Source organism: Methylobacterium sp. CM6244, assembly GCF_054817885.1.
Genome location: NZ_CM139247.1, coordinates 3,234,663 through 3,249,457 on the forward strand (window position 1 = coordinate 3,234,663; position 14,795 = coordinate 3,249,457).

10 protein-coding genes are annotated in these 14,795 nt (G+C 62.3%); 3 read left to right on the plus strand and 7 right to left on the minus strand.

Translation table 11 applies throughout. The features are described from left to right. Positions 1–21 precede the first annotated feature (21 nt). Complete coding sequence (locus ACYQML_RS15140; protein WP_461233253.1) at positions 22–1,209, minus strand: hypothetical protein; 1,188 nt, start codon at positions 1,207–1,209, stop codon at positions 22–24. Between the two features lie 41 nt (positions 1,210–1,250). Here ACYQML_RS15140 and ACYQML_RS15145 point away from each other — a divergent pair, with 41 nt between their 5' ends. Together ACYQML_RS15145 and ACYQML_RS15150 are read left to right on the plus strand one after the other, a co-directional pair. Then, positions 1,251–1,409, plus strand: coding sequence for a hypothetical protein (locus tag ACYQML_RS15145; RefSeq protein ID WP_461233254.1), 159 nt, complete (start codon positions 1,251–1,253; stop codon positions 1,407–1,409). After that, positions 1,406–2,419 carry a helix-turn-helix transcriptional regulator gene (locus ACYQML_RS15150; protein WP_461233255.1) on the plus strand — a complete coding sequence of 338 codons (1,014 nt, stop codon included), beginning with the start codon at positions 1,406–1,408 and terminating at the stop codon, positions 2,417–2,419. The genes ACYQML_RS15145 and ACYQML_RS15150 overlap by 4 nt, the downstream gene beginning before the upstream one ends. A gap of 668 nt (positions 2,420–3,087) precedes the next feature. Here the strand turns inward: ACYQML_RS15150 and ACYQML_RS15155 are convergent. From ACYQML_RS15155 to ACYQML_RS15165, 3 genes are all read right to left on the minus strand, one after another. Next, positions 3,088–4,614, minus strand: a complete 1,527-nt coding sequence (locus ACYQML_RS15155; protein WP_461233256.1) for a DUF927 domain-containing protein — start codon at positions 4,612–4,614, stop codon at positions 3,088–3,090. 520 nt (positions 4,615–5,134) lie between these two features. Continuing rightward, entirely contained in the window at positions 5,135–5,689 is a 555-nt protein-coding gene (locus tag ACYQML_RS15160; RefSeq protein WP_461233257.1) for a hypothetical protein, read from the minus strand. Between the two features lie 338 nt (positions 5,690–6,027). Beyond that, on the minus strand, positions 6,028–6,300 hold the full coding sequence (locus ACYQML_RS15165; RefSeq protein WP_461233258.1) for a helix-turn-helix transcriptional regulator: 273 nt from the start codon (positions 6,298–6,300) through the stop codon (positions 6,028–6,030). A 229-nt stretch (positions 6,301–6,529) separates the two neighbouring features. On the opposite strand from ACYQML_RS15165, the gene ACYQML_RS15170 reads away from it, so the two are divergent. After that, positions 6,530–7,027 (plus strand): helix-turn-helix domain-containing protein, encoded by a 498-nt coding sequence (locus ACYQML_RS15170; protein WP_461233259.1) that lies wholly within the window; start codon positions 6,530–6,532, stop codon positions 7,025–7,027. Between the two features lie 346 nt (positions 7,028–7,373). Here ACYQML_RS15170 and ACYQML_RS15175 read toward each other — a convergent pair whose 3' ends face one another. Genes ACYQML_RS15175 through dpdJ form a run of 3 tightly spaced genes read right to left on the minus strand, consistent with a single transcriptional unit; the run spans position 7,374 to position 14,792 of the window. Then, positions 7,374–9,509: a hypothetical protein gene (locus ACYQML_RS15175; protein ID WP_461233260.1), complete on the minus strand. Its 2,136-nt coding sequence runs from the start codon at positions 9,507–9,509 to the stop codon at positions 7,374–7,376. A 23-nt stretch (positions 9,510–9,532) separates the two neighbouring features. Beyond that, positions 9,533–10,132: a phospholipase D-like domain-containing protein DpdK gene (dpdK, locus tag ACYQML_RS15180; RefSeq protein ID WP_461233261.1), complete on the minus strand. Its 600-nt coding sequence runs from the start codon at positions 10,130–10,132 to the stop codon at positions 9,533–9,535. Then, the gene (gene dpdJ / locus ACYQML_RS15185) at positions 10,125–14,792 is read right to left on the minus strand and encodes a protein DpdJ (protein ID WP_461233262.1); all 4,668 of its coding nucleotides are present in this window, start codon (positions 14,790–14,792) and stop codon (positions 10,125–10,127) included. Before dpdJ ends, dpdK begins: the two co-directional genes overlap by 8 nt. Positions 14,793–14,795 lie beyond the last annotated feature (3 nt).

Consider the following 14,795-nt stretch of genomic DNA (forward strand, 5'->3'; position numbering starts at 1 on the left):
TGGGTCCAGCGCAACGGGTAACTATGGGCCCCCGATGCCCACCGGTTCGGCGCGGCCGGCCTCTGGGGGATCCAATGCATTCCGTCCGGGCCGACTTTGGGCAGTGCTTACGACAGAACCGGACATGGGCTTGAGACGGATTGAGGTAGGGCGCTGCCACAGCCGCCGTCCCAGGGCTGTGCCCAGTTGCCGGCAGAACAGAGCCAGCCCGAACACCCAGGCGAGCGCGAAAAGAGCCGTTCGCATGAGCGCCGCCACTTCACGGCCTAGGACGAGGGCGGCGCGGTCGAGAAGCTTGAGCGTCGCGCGCGTCCGTGAGCCGAAGCGCAGTGCCAAGCGCTCCGCCCGTGCGATCTCCCCGGGGGTGTGGGCAATCCCGAGGACCTGCAGCACGCCCCGGGGACCCGCCGCAGTGTAGAGGCCGTAGACGTTGCCGCCGAGGTCGCGCAGGCCCCGCAGCGCATCGGGTCGGACCGCTGACCGAGCTCCCGCGGTCAAGCCCGCAGCATCAAGGCGTCCCCCCGCCCGGACCAGGACACGTACCGCCTCTGGGTCGACGGCAGCGCGTACCATGCGTATCAGCGCGGCCGCGAGCGGCGCGGGGAGGCGCCCAAGTTTGCGTGCCGTCTTTAGAATGGTCACGCCGGCGCGCAGCGGTGTGGCGGCGCCTGCGCTCGCGATAGTCGCCGCGTTCGTCGCTAGCCCCGCAATGGCCAGCCCCAACACTAGGGTGTCGCAAGCCTCGCCCCGTGCGCAGATCGGTCCCTCGCGCGCGATGTCCCGGATGTCGCCGAGCCCCGAGAGGTCGGCCACAAGCACGCCCGCGAGTCCGGCGGCGGTCTTGGCCTCGCCGGTGGCCACCCCCGTTGCAAAGGCCCGGGCCGCGCGATAGGTCCCCTCACTCCGCATCGCGGCGACTTGCGCACGGCGGTCTGGGTCGACCGCGACCCCATGTGCGTCGGCAAGATCAAGAAAGCTCTGAGCAAGGTCGTCGTCCTCGGCGGCGATCGCCGCATCGATTTCGGCCTCGACCCGTTCGAGGGTGAGCACTTGCGGCAGCCGAATAGCGGCAATCGCCGGGGGATTCTCGGCCACGGCGAGCAACCGCGCGGCCGTCCGTGCGCGCGGCACAAGGGGCAGGCCACTCCCGACGAGAGCGAGTGCGGAGATCAGGAGGAGGATCCACTCGCCGAGAAGTCTCACGCGCATCTCGGTTGCTCCCGTGCCCCCGTGCGGAGAGCTTTACTAGCTTGATCGAAGGTGCGCCCCGTCACCAGTCCGCGATCGGCAAAACCGCCCAACTCATGGCGCTCGCGCTCGAAAAGCACGCGCGGGACCACCAGCCGTTGGCGAACCTGTTATCCTTCGATCTGGGACATCGGGCCGGCACGCGCGGGGAGACGAGATGAGCAGGCGGTACGCCCCAGCCGAGCGGCTGCTGACACTCGGCCTGGCACTGGCCGATGCACGGGTTGGTTTGACGCTCGACGAGATGGCCACCCTGCTGGGCGTTGGCCGGCGCACAGCCGAGCGCCTGCGCGACGCCCTGCACCGGCTCATGCCGGACGCGATGCGAGAGGAGGTCCTTGACGACGGCACCAAGCGCTGGCGTGTACCCGCGGGGCGGTTGGCGACGCTGCAACCACCGAGTCGCGACGAACTCTTGGAACTACGCCTCGCCGCGGAGCGCGCCCGGCATCAGGGTCTGCGCCTTGAGGCCGAGCGACTGACTAGCCTCGCGTTGAAGCTTGAGGCGGCGCAGACGCGTGGGGCGTGGCGTCCGGTTGAGGGAGATCTCTCTGACTTGCTGCGGGGGACGGGCGCGGTCGTGAGACCGGGTCCGGAGGAGAGCCTCGAACCGGCCATCGTCGCGGGGCTGCGGGACGCGTTTCTCGCCAACCGCGTGGTTCGGCTCGTCTACCGCCGCCGCGACACGGCCGAGCGCTCCTTCCCGCTACTGCACCCCTACGGTTTCCTCACCGGGTCACGCGCCTACCTCGTCGGCTTCAATCCGCACCCGGAGGTGTGTGAGCATCGGTTGTACGCGATCGGCAACATCGAACGTCTCACCCCAATGGAGATCGGGTTCGTGCGCGACGAGGGGTTCGACCTCCAGGCCTTCGCCGCCCGCTCGTTCGGTGCGTTCTGGGACGGCGAGCGCTTCGACGTGGTTTGGCGCTTTTCGGCGGCAGTCGCCGCCGACGTGCGCGGCTTCCGGTTTCATCGCGATCAGCGGGTCAGCGAGGACGCGGCCGGGCGGGTAACCGTCTCGTTCACGGCATCTGGTTTGACAGAGATGGCGTGGCACCTCTTCACATGGGGAGCCCACGTCGAAGTCATTGCGCCCGAGGCGCTCAAGGTCCGCTATCGCGCGTGCCTTTCTGAGGCGCGTGACGCTCTCGGCACCGCTGATGCCTAAGCGTGTTGGCGGGCGGGACGACCTAGCTGTAATGAACGCGGGTGAGTCGATGAAGACCCCGACGACCCGCGCGATCGAGCGGACAGACTAGATTCCCTCCAGCGATGCATGCCGTTCAAGCGCGCATCCGTAAAAATAGGAACGGACCTCGATCGTTCGGCGGAAAGCGGGCGTTCCGCATCCCACCCATCCTGGTCGTCCAGTTATGTGGAGAGCCCTAAAGCGGACCTTCCCTTCTTCCGCAAAGGGTCAATTCGAGACATCTGCCTATATCACATCGAAGGTCCGCTTATCGTATACCAAGCCTCGAAGCGGAAAAGTCGCTTCCGACTACCACCGGCCGCTGATACTACTCGACAGGGTGCCCTGCAGCGGACCTTACCGAAACCTGACACTTGCCATCTGAAGCATTTAAGCGTGCCCCGCTTAACGTATAATAGTCCATCACCCTATATTTTATTTTGGCAGATCGAAAAACTAGCGACAATTCCAAGCATTATGGATCGAACCTGATCTTCTATATGATGACATCACATACACTCAACGCTGAGGGCGAAATTAATATTATATAATTTGAGGCATACCCCAAATAGGGAAATATCATGTAAAGGGCCCCATCAGGTTCTGCGACCTGATGGGGACGAGCAATGTAGGCTCATTCCACGAGTTTACTTGAATGAACGACCCTTCTTATTTCGCGAAAATTCCCGAAGTGCGGCACGGTCAACCGCCCACATACGCACCTTCGATGAGGTAGCAGAGTTTCCTATGCGTATTTGATGCGACCTCGTAGCATTACCGCTCACCAACAAAAGTTTAAGGGCATGCATCTTGGAACGCAAAGCGCCAGGATCAACGCTCGGCTGGATCAAAGCTGCAGCATGCTCTAGGTCGATCAAGTGAATTGCCTGGCGCCGGTGGCGCTTCCGAACACCAACGGCATCACCAGGCAGTTTCCCATCACAACCGACCATTTTTATGTCTGGAAATGCTCGGCGTCGACGTGCTTTCCGACTCAAATTCCGCAAAGCAGCATCAAGATTGTAGGATTCAGGGTCTCGCGCTCGCGCCGCTTCCCTGTAGAGACAGCGCAACGATCGGAGAGGCCAGTCTTTAGGCCACGGCAAAAGTCCGTTCGCGATCCCGAGACGCCCCGCCGCGTAGAGGAGACCAAATTTCTCGGCGACTCGTCTATCCTTGGGAATAGAGTAGCGGGCAACCTTCTCAACAAATCGAGAAATATCCCTTCTTACTTTCTTCGGGTCTTCAAGCTGGAGAAGTGCATCGATCCAGGCCGGAAAAAGCACGCCATGATTAGAACGTATTGCATCTGAAATCCCGTCGGCAAGAGATTTTGAGTCCAGTATTTTTTCTTGCGTACCGCGTACAGAGAACCCAAACACCCCTCCTTTTTCGGAGCTCGGGCACATAAACTCTATAAAACGAACGTCCTGACCATTGCGACGTTTCCCCGCGCGTTTCGCAAGGTCTGCCATGCACTCAGGGCCTGAGCTAAGGCCGAAGCAGGAATATGTTAGCTGTGGTCGTCCGCCCCTTTGAACAGCTATCGTAAGCGATTTCGACGCGCCTGCTGGGACGCGCGTTCCGATTGCGGCCGCCTTATTCAGAAGCTCAGCTTCGCTTAGACCAGAGTTTTCCATATCATCGAGAACTAAAACAAGACTGTTCCGCGTATAAGCTGCTTCAGGGACGGCAGGAAGGGTAATTTCCCAGTCAAATATAGCATCCGGGGAGCCAAACACAGATGCACAAATACGTGCGCAGGTCGTCTTGCCGCAGGTTGTAGGACCGACGATATGAAATATCCCAGTTTCCGGAATAAGCTGAATTTTAGAGCGTTCGCGAGTATAACTCAACAGGGAAGATGCAAGCGGGAGCAGAACCGCAAGTGTCGCAACCGGAGAATGCAGAGCTGGCTTAAGGACGTATTTTTGATAATTTGCTAAGCATCCAGCGCGTTGATCAAAAAAGTCGCTCGACGTCGTCTCATCCCAAGTATACCTCTTTTTTGCTCTTCCAAATTGCTTAGTCGGCATTACGAAGCCGCGCCCTTCTTCAACGAACCCCGGGCAGCTTGTCGCAATGAGACGCCGCTTTTCGGCCTGGCGAATGAGTTCGGCAACAAATGAGTAACTGTCTGAGGTAGGATAGGCCGCATCGTAGCTGTCGAGCAATCGAACGATTCTCCGGGTATCGGCTCGGTCTTCATTTCCAATCATCACAGTACGTTTTTCGTCCGACCTGGTTGGATATTGGATTCGGATGACAACCCCTCCTGTGAGAGCATGACGTACAGTTTGAGACCGCCAATGTGTCATTTCTTGACGAGCCGTTGAGTGGTGGGAGGCTGGCATCGGGTTGGTTGCATCGGACGGATGGCGCGCAAGCTTTTTCTGAGAAGTCATCATTCGGGCTCCAGGAGTGTGGGCGTTCGGGGCAGCGACGTCGGCGGTTTCGCTGAGGCAATGAGGCACAGATGCCTCATTGCCTCAGCGCCTCAGCACTGCAGATCGAATTGACATGATGCGGTTTGACGGGGTGTGCCGACTAAGAGCGCAGGCCAGTGCAGTTCACTCAGTTTCTAAAGGGATCCACCGCATTCCCTTGAGAAATGGGTGGTGCAAGGGCCAACAGGCAGACCAAGGAATTTCACTGCGCCAAGGTCTGCCTGTCGTCATTGGAGGCTGATCGCAATCAGCTTGGTCTCGCGTCGAGCATCACGAGTCGCCATCCCTTTTCGGCACGACGGAACTCAAGGCCGTGAAGCAGGATACGACCTCCGAATCCAAGGGCATCCATCGCCAGCATCACCTCGATCTTTTGGTGTGCTAGGAGGTGACGCTCACGGGTATTCCGACGCCTAGGCGTCCCGTTTTTTGACGCCCCTGCCAGAATGGTTTGGCGACGATGGAAATCACGCTTCAAGCCATAGGCGATCCCGCGCCGGGAACCGTCGAATTGCTGAAGGTGAACCGGCTTTGGATTGGTAACAGAGTCTCGACGGAAAACGTCACGCATGACTTCCTCCGCCCCCCTCATGGATTCAGCCTCTGCGATGCCCCATGCGTGTGGTTGCGCCTGGCATGCTTTCCCTGGCTGATAATTGAACGACAGATCAAATCCCCAGATCGCCCACTGGAAGCCGGCGGTCTGCATCACGTTGTTAAGGCGGTGGTTGAGGTACTGGAAGGGGCTGGACGGTAGCTGGCCTTCCTCGAACCGTAGGTCGGGAATGACAGTGGCGTTCACCAACTCCCCGCTGTGAGCACGAATGAATCGCTTCACCTGTCTCACAAAGAAGCGCTGACCAGCCCTCATGCATGCCGGACACGCGGGCGAACGACAGGGGCTTTTAGGCCTGCAGCGCATGATCCGCCGCCTGAGAGCCTTCGCCAACGGAAGACGCCGACCGGGGCGCTTGAGTTGCTTCACGACCTTCTGACGAGCGACCTCGGCATCAGCGGCGGAAGGGCATGGGTTCTTACCTTCGTTCCACTTCGGCCCATTGTCCCCATGCCAACGCCCATCTCGGATCGCCTCACAAATGATGTCCGGCTTCCGCGGCTGAAAGTTCTCGAACAGGCCCATCACAGCCCCCTATTGCTGGTGGACGTGCGAACGTCGCGATCAATGAAATCTGCAAGATCGTGATCGCGGTAGCGGATGCTTTTTGCACCCAACTTTACGAAGACCGGGCCGTCACCACGGCACCTCCAATTACGTAGGGTCTTCACCGCCACGTTGAGAAGGGCCGCGGCCTGATGCTCATTAAGTAGTTTGCTTGTTCTCTCTCGAGGAAACGGGATGTCGTGATGCTCATGAACGAGCAATGGCTCTGGATTCGTCGGGAAGACTGTCATTTTGTGCTCCATTTGGTGCACTAAATATTGACAGTATGGATTCATCGTTTTGACGGAATCAGCCGTCTTACTAAGGATACTGGTTGATCGTAAAATGCTGAGATATAAGGAGTTTTTTAGCGTACACGAACAAAATGACGCACCCTCCAAAAACGCCTGACAGCTCAAAAGACCTGTTACAAATGGTCCAGCAAGTGGTGTTACAAGAGGGCAACCTGGAGGGTGCCGAATGCCGAAAGATTTTGACGATAAAGCTAGAAGGCGAGCGATCTTCCGCAGGGATTTGAAGCGCGACCAGATCCGTCATCGGCGACAATGGCAGGATCGGTCACTTACAGTTCGTCAAGCTGCGGAAAAATATGACGTTAGCCCCACGACCATTCAAAAATGGAGGAAGCGTGGAACGGTGGAGGCATTGCCCCTTGGACCCCGAAATCCCCCGCGCGTCCTTACAAAAGAGGAGCGAGATCTAGTAAAATCTTTCCACCGATGCTTTCGTTTAAGTCGCCAGGACACTCTTGATGCCTTGCTTCCACTGATTCCCAGCCTGAAACTTTCTACAGTAAAAAGGATCTTAGTTCGGTTTAAGTCAACAAAAAAAGTCGAACTCGACCTTCTCAAGTTTCGAGAATGGGGCCTCAAAACAGGATTCATAGATTTCCTAAATAAATACGCTCAATATCTTGACAATCAAAACGGTAAATCGAAGGCTGCAGACTGGCGGTAGCGGTCATAAATTTGGCGGCACATCCGAATCAAGCAGGTAGTATTTGCTTATTAACTAGAAATTCTAATCATTGCCAGCAGGCTGTTCTTACACAGATCGATCCCGAGTATCGCGTTGGCCATCGTTCTGCTCCTTCCCTCATGTGAGCCACCCGCAAACGTAGCAGCGCAGAACGGTGAGCGGCGAGCCATTGCATTGAGGCTTCGGCACTCAGGCGAAAGTATAGCTGTCTTGTGAAGCTTTCCCGCTAAATTATCTGAAGCCGAAAAATGATACCGATTTGTTCCTACGCTAAGATAGCTGCCTCAGCACAGGGTGTGGGCTCGTTGGTCGACGCACCGATAGTTCAAATTCCCTGTCCGCCTCGGGACCGCTCGGCCCACCGCTCCAGGGCCGTCACCATGCTGCTAGCGCCCCGGCCTGACACGTACTCGATTCGCTCGCGCACTCCGTTGAATGCGTGGAATACCGCGTGCTTGTTTACGGCCCACGCGAACAGAATTACATCCGCCGTGCGCGCCGCGTCGGTGGCCGCTCCCGCAACCTCCTCGCACACGATAAGGACCTCCGCGGAGGTGCGCTCCCGCAACTCATCGCGGGCGACCTTAGCCGCGCGCTCGTTCAGCGAGACGATAGCTACGCGGTTCGCCGGCAGATCCTGCAAGGGGTCGACTGCGGCTGCCTCGTTTAGCGTCGCTGGCACCCCGAGGTATTCGTTCAATGTCGAAAGCTCAAAGCCAAGTCTTGCACCAATGCGCCGCCACAAGGCGCGCTCGCCAGTCGAAAGCCCGCCCGAGTTGCGGCGGATCAACTCAGCCCCGTCAGCCCAAAGCGACGCAGCAGCGTCGTGAGCGGTAGTTCCGGGGGCAGCCATCTCGTCGAGGGTTTCGAGGGCGTCTAGTAGCCAGGGTAAGCGCACCCGAACGGGCGAGGCCTCCCACCACGACCGAATGGCGGTGACGGCCTCGCCCGCGGCCGTCGGGCCATTGTGGAGTAGCACGGCCTGCGCCAGAGCGAGTAGGAGCAGGCCGTCGGGCGCGAAGGACGATTGCCTTCGGCGCTCAGACCAGATTGGGAGGAGCGCGCCGTAGACGGCGCGATGCGCTGGCAAGGACCTGCCAGGGTCGGTCAAGTCAACGGCTGCGAGCAGCACTTGGTCAAAGCGCTCGTCAGCTTCCGGATCACTCTGCACTCGGGGCAGCATTGCTAGGTCAAGCAGTGTGTTGCCTATCACGGCCGACGTAGCGGGCGGCGGAGCCTTCGCGTACACCGCGCCGAGGAGCCCGGATACGAATGCGTCGACCTGCGACCAACGACCCTGTTGAAAGGCGTCTGGCAAATCTGGCCAGCCAAGGACAGCAGCCTTCTCCGCAGGCGCCCCGGTGCTTTGCAATGCGGTGACAAGATACGGGTCGGCATGACCAGTAGACAGTGCTTCTGCAGTGGAAAAAGCCTCTGTGGAGGCGTCTACCGCCTCGGGCGGAGTCGTCAGTGAGATCGCGACCTCGGCCGTGCTCCTTCGCGACGGAACCCGCGCCTGGAGGGACTGGAGAACTTGGTCGGCGGGGTAAGCGATGGCGAGGGCAGCGAGCGCTTCCACTTCCCCGCAAACAAGGTGGCGATACCCCTTCAGCCGCGCCTTGGGAGTGTCAAGATCGGTCTCGGCCGAGGTAACGGCTGCGATCTGGGTCACTAATAGGTCGTGTAAACCTGCCTCGTAGCGAGCGACGGCTGCGTCCACGTCGCCCGCGGCCTCTAACTTCTCCAGGAAGAAGCGGTGGTGGGCGCCAAGGACCTCGGACCGGATACGCGAGGGCAGGCGCATCTGCAGCAGCAGGGGCAGGCCAGGGTCCGCCACCAAGGCCGTTTCGTCGGCGAACGCCGCGTGCAGACGTAAGCGCATGAAGCCGGTGTTGACGGCGCTGTCGAGCCGGTCGGCGTCGATCACGGCCAAAGCCTCAACGGCGGCTGGCCTGTCGCCAATCCCGAGGGCTACCTGGAAACGGTGCCTGAGTTCGAACAAGCTCGGCCGCGATACTGCCACGTGCCGCGGACGACGGCCGTCGAGGCGGCGCATCTGACTCAGGCGCGCGAGCGCGGGGGTAAGACCGTCCCGGGTGGTGTACCAGCGATAGTAGCCACTGGGCGACGCAGCGGAAATAAGGATTCCCAAGGGAGGACGGGCGGCATTCGGCAGTACTACGGGCGAGCCGGGGTGCTCCCAGGCGAGGCTCGGCATGAGCCAAGCGCGCAGGTCTCCAATGGCGCGCCGGAGGCCGTCGTGCGAGGGGGCGAGCGTGAACCAGGCGACCTTGGCACCGAGGGGGTAAGGCAGGGATGCAGCCTCGCCCGCCCGCAGGGCCTCAATCTCCAGAGCTAATGGGTGCGACGCCGCCAGCGGCGAGGTGCCGGGGCTGGCGTCGAAGGCAAGAGCGCCAGTAAGGCGGCGGCCCAGTTCTTCCAGCAAAAGGTCGACATTCATCTTGGGTGGGATCGCCGTATCCCTCATCGGAGTTGGCCCCAACGACGCTCGAATTCGAGGTAGGCTGCTGCGATCTTCGGATGGTGTCCCGGTTCGCCCACTGTATGGTAGCTGACCTTTTCGCCCCGGATGAACACGCCCATGTGCGTGATGTTCATCGAACCCTCGATGTAGAAGCTTGGCGCAAGGATACCTTTCTCGTGGTAGCTCTCCTCCGCGTACCGTGCCGCGATCCGACCCAGGCCCGCTTCCGCGGCAATCGGCTCCTTCAGGCGCGGGCTGCCTAGGAAGCGTGCAGAAGTTTCCGTGCGCGTGGTGATGATGCGCACTTCAACACCGGAAGCTGCAAGCCGCGCCAGGAAATCGCTGAACATAATTCGCTCTTGATCCGCGAACATGGGGAATAGACTGCGGTAGGCTCCACAACGGTTGTCGAACAGAGCGAAGTCGGACATCCAAGGGCTGGAAAAGTAGGCAGGCCTCCCGGAATTCCCGAGCAGCAGAAGAGTGCTCAGCGCCGAGGCGATTAGGTCCGGCAGTTGCCAACCGCCTCCACTGGACCAGACGTCGCGGCTTAGGCCGGTTGCTGAAGCTTCCGCAGTAAAGTTTCGGGGGTCACACATGCCCGGCAGCCCTTAACCGTAGAAGTATGGCCCACCCCTCTGACGTACGGGCGACACTGGCGAGGCTGACGGGTGCCATCACGAATTCCCGCTCCACCTCCTCAGCCAACAGCATCTGAAGGCCACGCCCGGCATGGGCTCCGAGAGGTCGAGTCGCCTGCACCAACACTCGGCCCTCGGATCGGAGCAGTACGCGGACGCGCTCGAGCCAGGCGAATCCTGCATCAACGTCCACGCGCGCTACACTCAAGCCTAGCCAGCGCCGTGTTAGGTCGCGCGAGGGCCGAGCGAGGCCTCCAAACGGATGTCCGCCGTCGAGGCATTCGGGGCAGCTGTCCTCGCAGCCCGGCAGCAGCATGTCCCGCGCGGCTGCGTAGAGTTGGTGGTCCACGGGGGTCGTCCCCGCGAGGTCGCGCAAGAACCGAGCAAGGCGACGGCGCAGGCCACGGTTCTCCAGGCAGAGATAGGCGAACACCCGAGGATCGATGCTCGTGCCGAGAGCACGCTCATGGCGCCGCCATGCGCGGTTGAGGCCGTGCGCGAAGGCGTCCGTTGACTTGCCAGATCCGGGCCGGGCAAGCCGCCCGGCGATCGCGACGAGGGCGTTGCGTGTGGGCTCGACACCCTCGTGGTCCAACGCCGCCGTTAGAGCTGTGCGGGCGTCCTCCGCTTCGGCGTGGCCGCGGGCACGTCGTACCTCGCCGAGCGCTGTAGCAATCGCCGTCGGATGCAGTCCCCCACGTGGGCGCCTCGCTGCCTCAAGGGTATGCAGCAGTGTCGCGGCGGTGGTCTCGCGAGGACAATGGTCGAGGGCGTGGCGAAAAGCGTCCTCGAAAGCCTCGGGTTCGGCTCGCATCCTGGCGACGATAGCCTCTATTTGCCCGAGGCCACCCGGTCCCGTCTCCGTGAGCAGGATAGCGGTCTCGAAAGCCCCAGCATCGCCGGTTCCGACAACCACTGGCTCCGTTGCCAGGTCGACGACGAGATCATCCTCCGCGATTTCGGGCACTAGGCTCAAAGCGGCGGCGCGAACCGCCTGGGCCACGGTGGCAAGATGGCGCCTACCCAGCCAAGCGTCGAAGGACGGTTGCGGTGGGTCCTGCCAAAGCACGACCTCTGCGGCTTCCACGCGGGCGAGGACCTGTGGGTCGCTCCATAGTGAAAGGAGTCGATCGCGCTGGCGAGCCTTGGCCGGAGCACCCGCCGGTGCTGCGGCGAAGCCGCCCGCTTCGTCGTCGTCATCCGCCGGCAGACCCCCGAAAATGCGATCGAGCACGCGAGCGGCGGCCTGCGGACGCCGGTTGTGCAGACGTCTTTGCGCTTCATGTAGAGAGCACCGCTGAACCACCGCGGTTGCCGCTAGCATCGCCAAGCTTGTCTGCCAGAGCCACCCGGCCATGAACGGACCAGCGCGGTTTGCGATCAGGTCGTCGTCCTGAAGAATATCGAGGAAGAACTCGGGGCGAAGGCGAGCAGTTGCGTCCCCGTCTAGCGGCGGCACCGCCTGCAGGCGCTCAGGAGTTAGGCCTATCCGGATCCCATCAACGGTCTGCTCGAACCCAACGGCCTCGGCGGTCCCCCCCGCATTGGAGGTACCGGGGTCCTCAAGACGCAGGCGGCCGCGACAGGCGCGCCCGTCGCGGAAGGTGATGTCAAAGCGGGCGCTGGACGCCCAGCGGAGCACGCGCAGGCCCCCGCCCTCGCGGTGAAGGTGGGCTGTCACTGGCCCCAGCGCCCCAGAGAAGGAGGGGTCGAGGAACACCGGCAGCGACGAGCCCGCTCCGAGTTGCTCAAGACGGGAGTGCCACTCCCAACGGGCGTTGCTTGAATCAGAGACCTCCACCGGCCTCTCTCGGAGGTCGACAGCCAGGGGCTGGTATATCGGGACGCCGTCGACGATGCCCACCAGCACGCTCTCGGGATACAGTGCGGCCACAGCCTCTACAACATCCTCGCCGCCCCCTGCAGCGCGGGGGGCAAGCACGGCGTTCACGGAGGCCACGAGCCAGTAGCCCAGTTCGGTCTTCCTAACCGAGAAGCGTTTTGAAACACGGCATGGGCACGTCTCAAAGAGCGCACGGGCTGCGCTCATGGTCTCCTCGTCCTTATTAGGGTGGTCCGGGAAGCGAAGAACGACCTCAATCCCGTCGAGCGGCGCGAAGGAGGCCGAGGGCAAGTAGTCCGGAACAGGGCGGGTCTTCCCTTCATCCTCCATTCCCTGCCGTCCGGGCTCGGCAAAGGTCCACTCTGCCTCTAGCTTGCGCAGCAGCGCGGGAACGGCGTGCCGCAGGACCGGGCGAGGCTCGTCCCAGAGGACCCCATCCACCACCGCCTCCACGCGGTCGGCCGGGCCCACGGCGGCGATCATGGGCCGAGCGAGGGAGAGAAGGTCGGCCCTAAACCTGTCGAAGGCGGGGCCGCCGTCGAGGATCTCGTTCAAGAGGGCCCGCGCGCGAGCCTGCGCCGTGAGGTCACTGCTCCGGCGACGCAGATACGTGAACGGTTCGCGTCGGCCCACCCTGCGCCCGAGCCAATCCAATAGGAATGCGGTGGCTTGCACGCGCATTACGTGCGGGTTGAGCACGGGCAAGGCAATCCGGTCGAGGGTAGGTTCAAACAGGCGCTCGCTATTCTGAAAGCTCCAGCGGTCGGCCCCGTAGTCGGAGAGCACCACCACGGTGGCCGGGCGCGTGCCGCGGCGGCGCCCGGCGCGCCCTTTGCGCTGGATGAACGATGCATTGCTGCGGGGCGTCTTGTGGTGCAGCACGACGCCGACCTCAGGGTCGTCGTAGCCCACCTCCAAGCTGCTGGTGGCGAGAACAATGTCCGCTCCAGCGTTGACGCCGGCATCCTGAGACGAGCATCGGTCAACCCGGGCGTCCCGCACGAGGTTGTGCCCGAGCGCGACTGGCATGTCCCAGATCTGCCCCTCGTCGCGGCGCAGGCGCTCCGCGGCGCGGACGGCTGGGTTGGCTTGCGCCGCCGGATCGGGCAGGCGCAACCGCGCCAGGTGCTTGTTGTTCTCGGCGTCGCTTAGGTCTGCGTACCAGCGATTAAGGCCGTCGAGACTGTCGGTGAAGCCGAACACCTTGCGGGCATAGAGCGTGCTGCCAGTCCCGCCGGAGCCAAGTGCGAGATGGCGGGGCGTCAAAAGGCGACTCAGGAGCATTCCGCACTGGATCGATGTGGTCAGCAGCGAAGTGCCGGACGCCGCATTGCCCTTGACCGCCAAGTTGTATTCCTGCCCCTCGATCTCGAACTCGCTCAACTGGGGATTGGAATGCTCCTCTGGGCGGAATTCTTCAACGTGCGCGGCCGCTAGACTCGCGACGGCGGCGAGGTGGCCTCGCGCGTCATGCAGCGTCGCAGAGAGGCCCAACACCTGGAGGGCCCTCGGGCGCACGGCCGCGCGCCAGCGCCGCAACACCCAGGGGATCTGCGCCCCTGCGAGCCCCTCATAGGTGTGGATCTCGTCGAGCAAAAGCAGACGCGGCGTCCGAGCGGGATCCACGCTTGTGCCCAACGCACCCCCGTAGGCCGGGTTGCCGAGTTCCCGGTGCAGCATCTCGATGGAGAGCATCAGGACATCAGGTGGGTGCGAGCAGATTGCGTCCCGCGTGAGACGCATGACCCCGTCCGCCACGTGGGCGCCGCCATGAGGATCATTTGCCGCGCGCAGGCTGGTGACGCCCGCCGCGCGGTCGTCGTCGCGCCAAAGGAGGTCGACGGTGCCGTCGCGGGGTGACTTGAGCAGCGGCAAGCGCCACGCGTTCCCCTGACGCTCCCAATTGCGCAGGAAGAGGCTCCCGGTCTGTCCGAAGGCGCCCGCGGGTGGGGTATCACCGGTGAGCGCACCGAAGCTGATCGGCCTAAGGCCGCGGGCAGCAAGTACGGGCGCGACTTTAGCGGCCTCCGCCACCGCCTCCCGCAGTTGATCGCCCAGCAACACGTTGCGAGGGTAGACTGCGATTATCTTTGTGAAGGGAGTGGGGTCCCGTTCGATGTCTGCGGCAATGCCGAGGTAGGCTGGCACGTAGACCGCCTTGGTCTTGCCTGACCCCGTGCCAGCGCTCACGACGGCGCCGGTGACCCCGTCCCGCCCGTAGCGCTCCAGGATACGGACGAAGGCGCGGCGCTGGAATCCCGCGAACCCGCCGTAGTGTCGTCCGGCCGAATCGCGCCCGAGGGCGTCGAAAAGGCTGCTCTGAAGTGCAGCACTGGTGGCGCCGGCAGCTAGGTCGCCCCAGCACACCGCAATGCTCTGGTCCCGTTTCGGGTAGCGGCGCGGGGCGAGGTGCAGCTTGACGTCAGAGACGAGACGTGGGGCCGTTGGCCAGTCGCCTGGGCGAAACAACTGCCGCAGGCGCGCCGTGAGCCGCACCCCTTCGGCGAACCGGGTCCGGAAGCGCTCCACGTCCTCCGGCAATACGTAGAGCAGTCCCTCCTGCGCCATGTCGTCAAGAAGTCCCGCCATGCTCATCCCGGACGCGGCCCGCAACTCGCACCAACCCGCGACGAGGCTGTCTGGGCCCTCGTCCTCAAGCAGCGTTTCGACGTCGGCGACGTCGAAGGCGATGTCGAAAAAGCCCCATCCCAGCAGGCGGGCCTCGCGGCGCTCGAGGAAGCTCAAGAACTCCGCGACGAACCAGTCTCGTGTCATGCT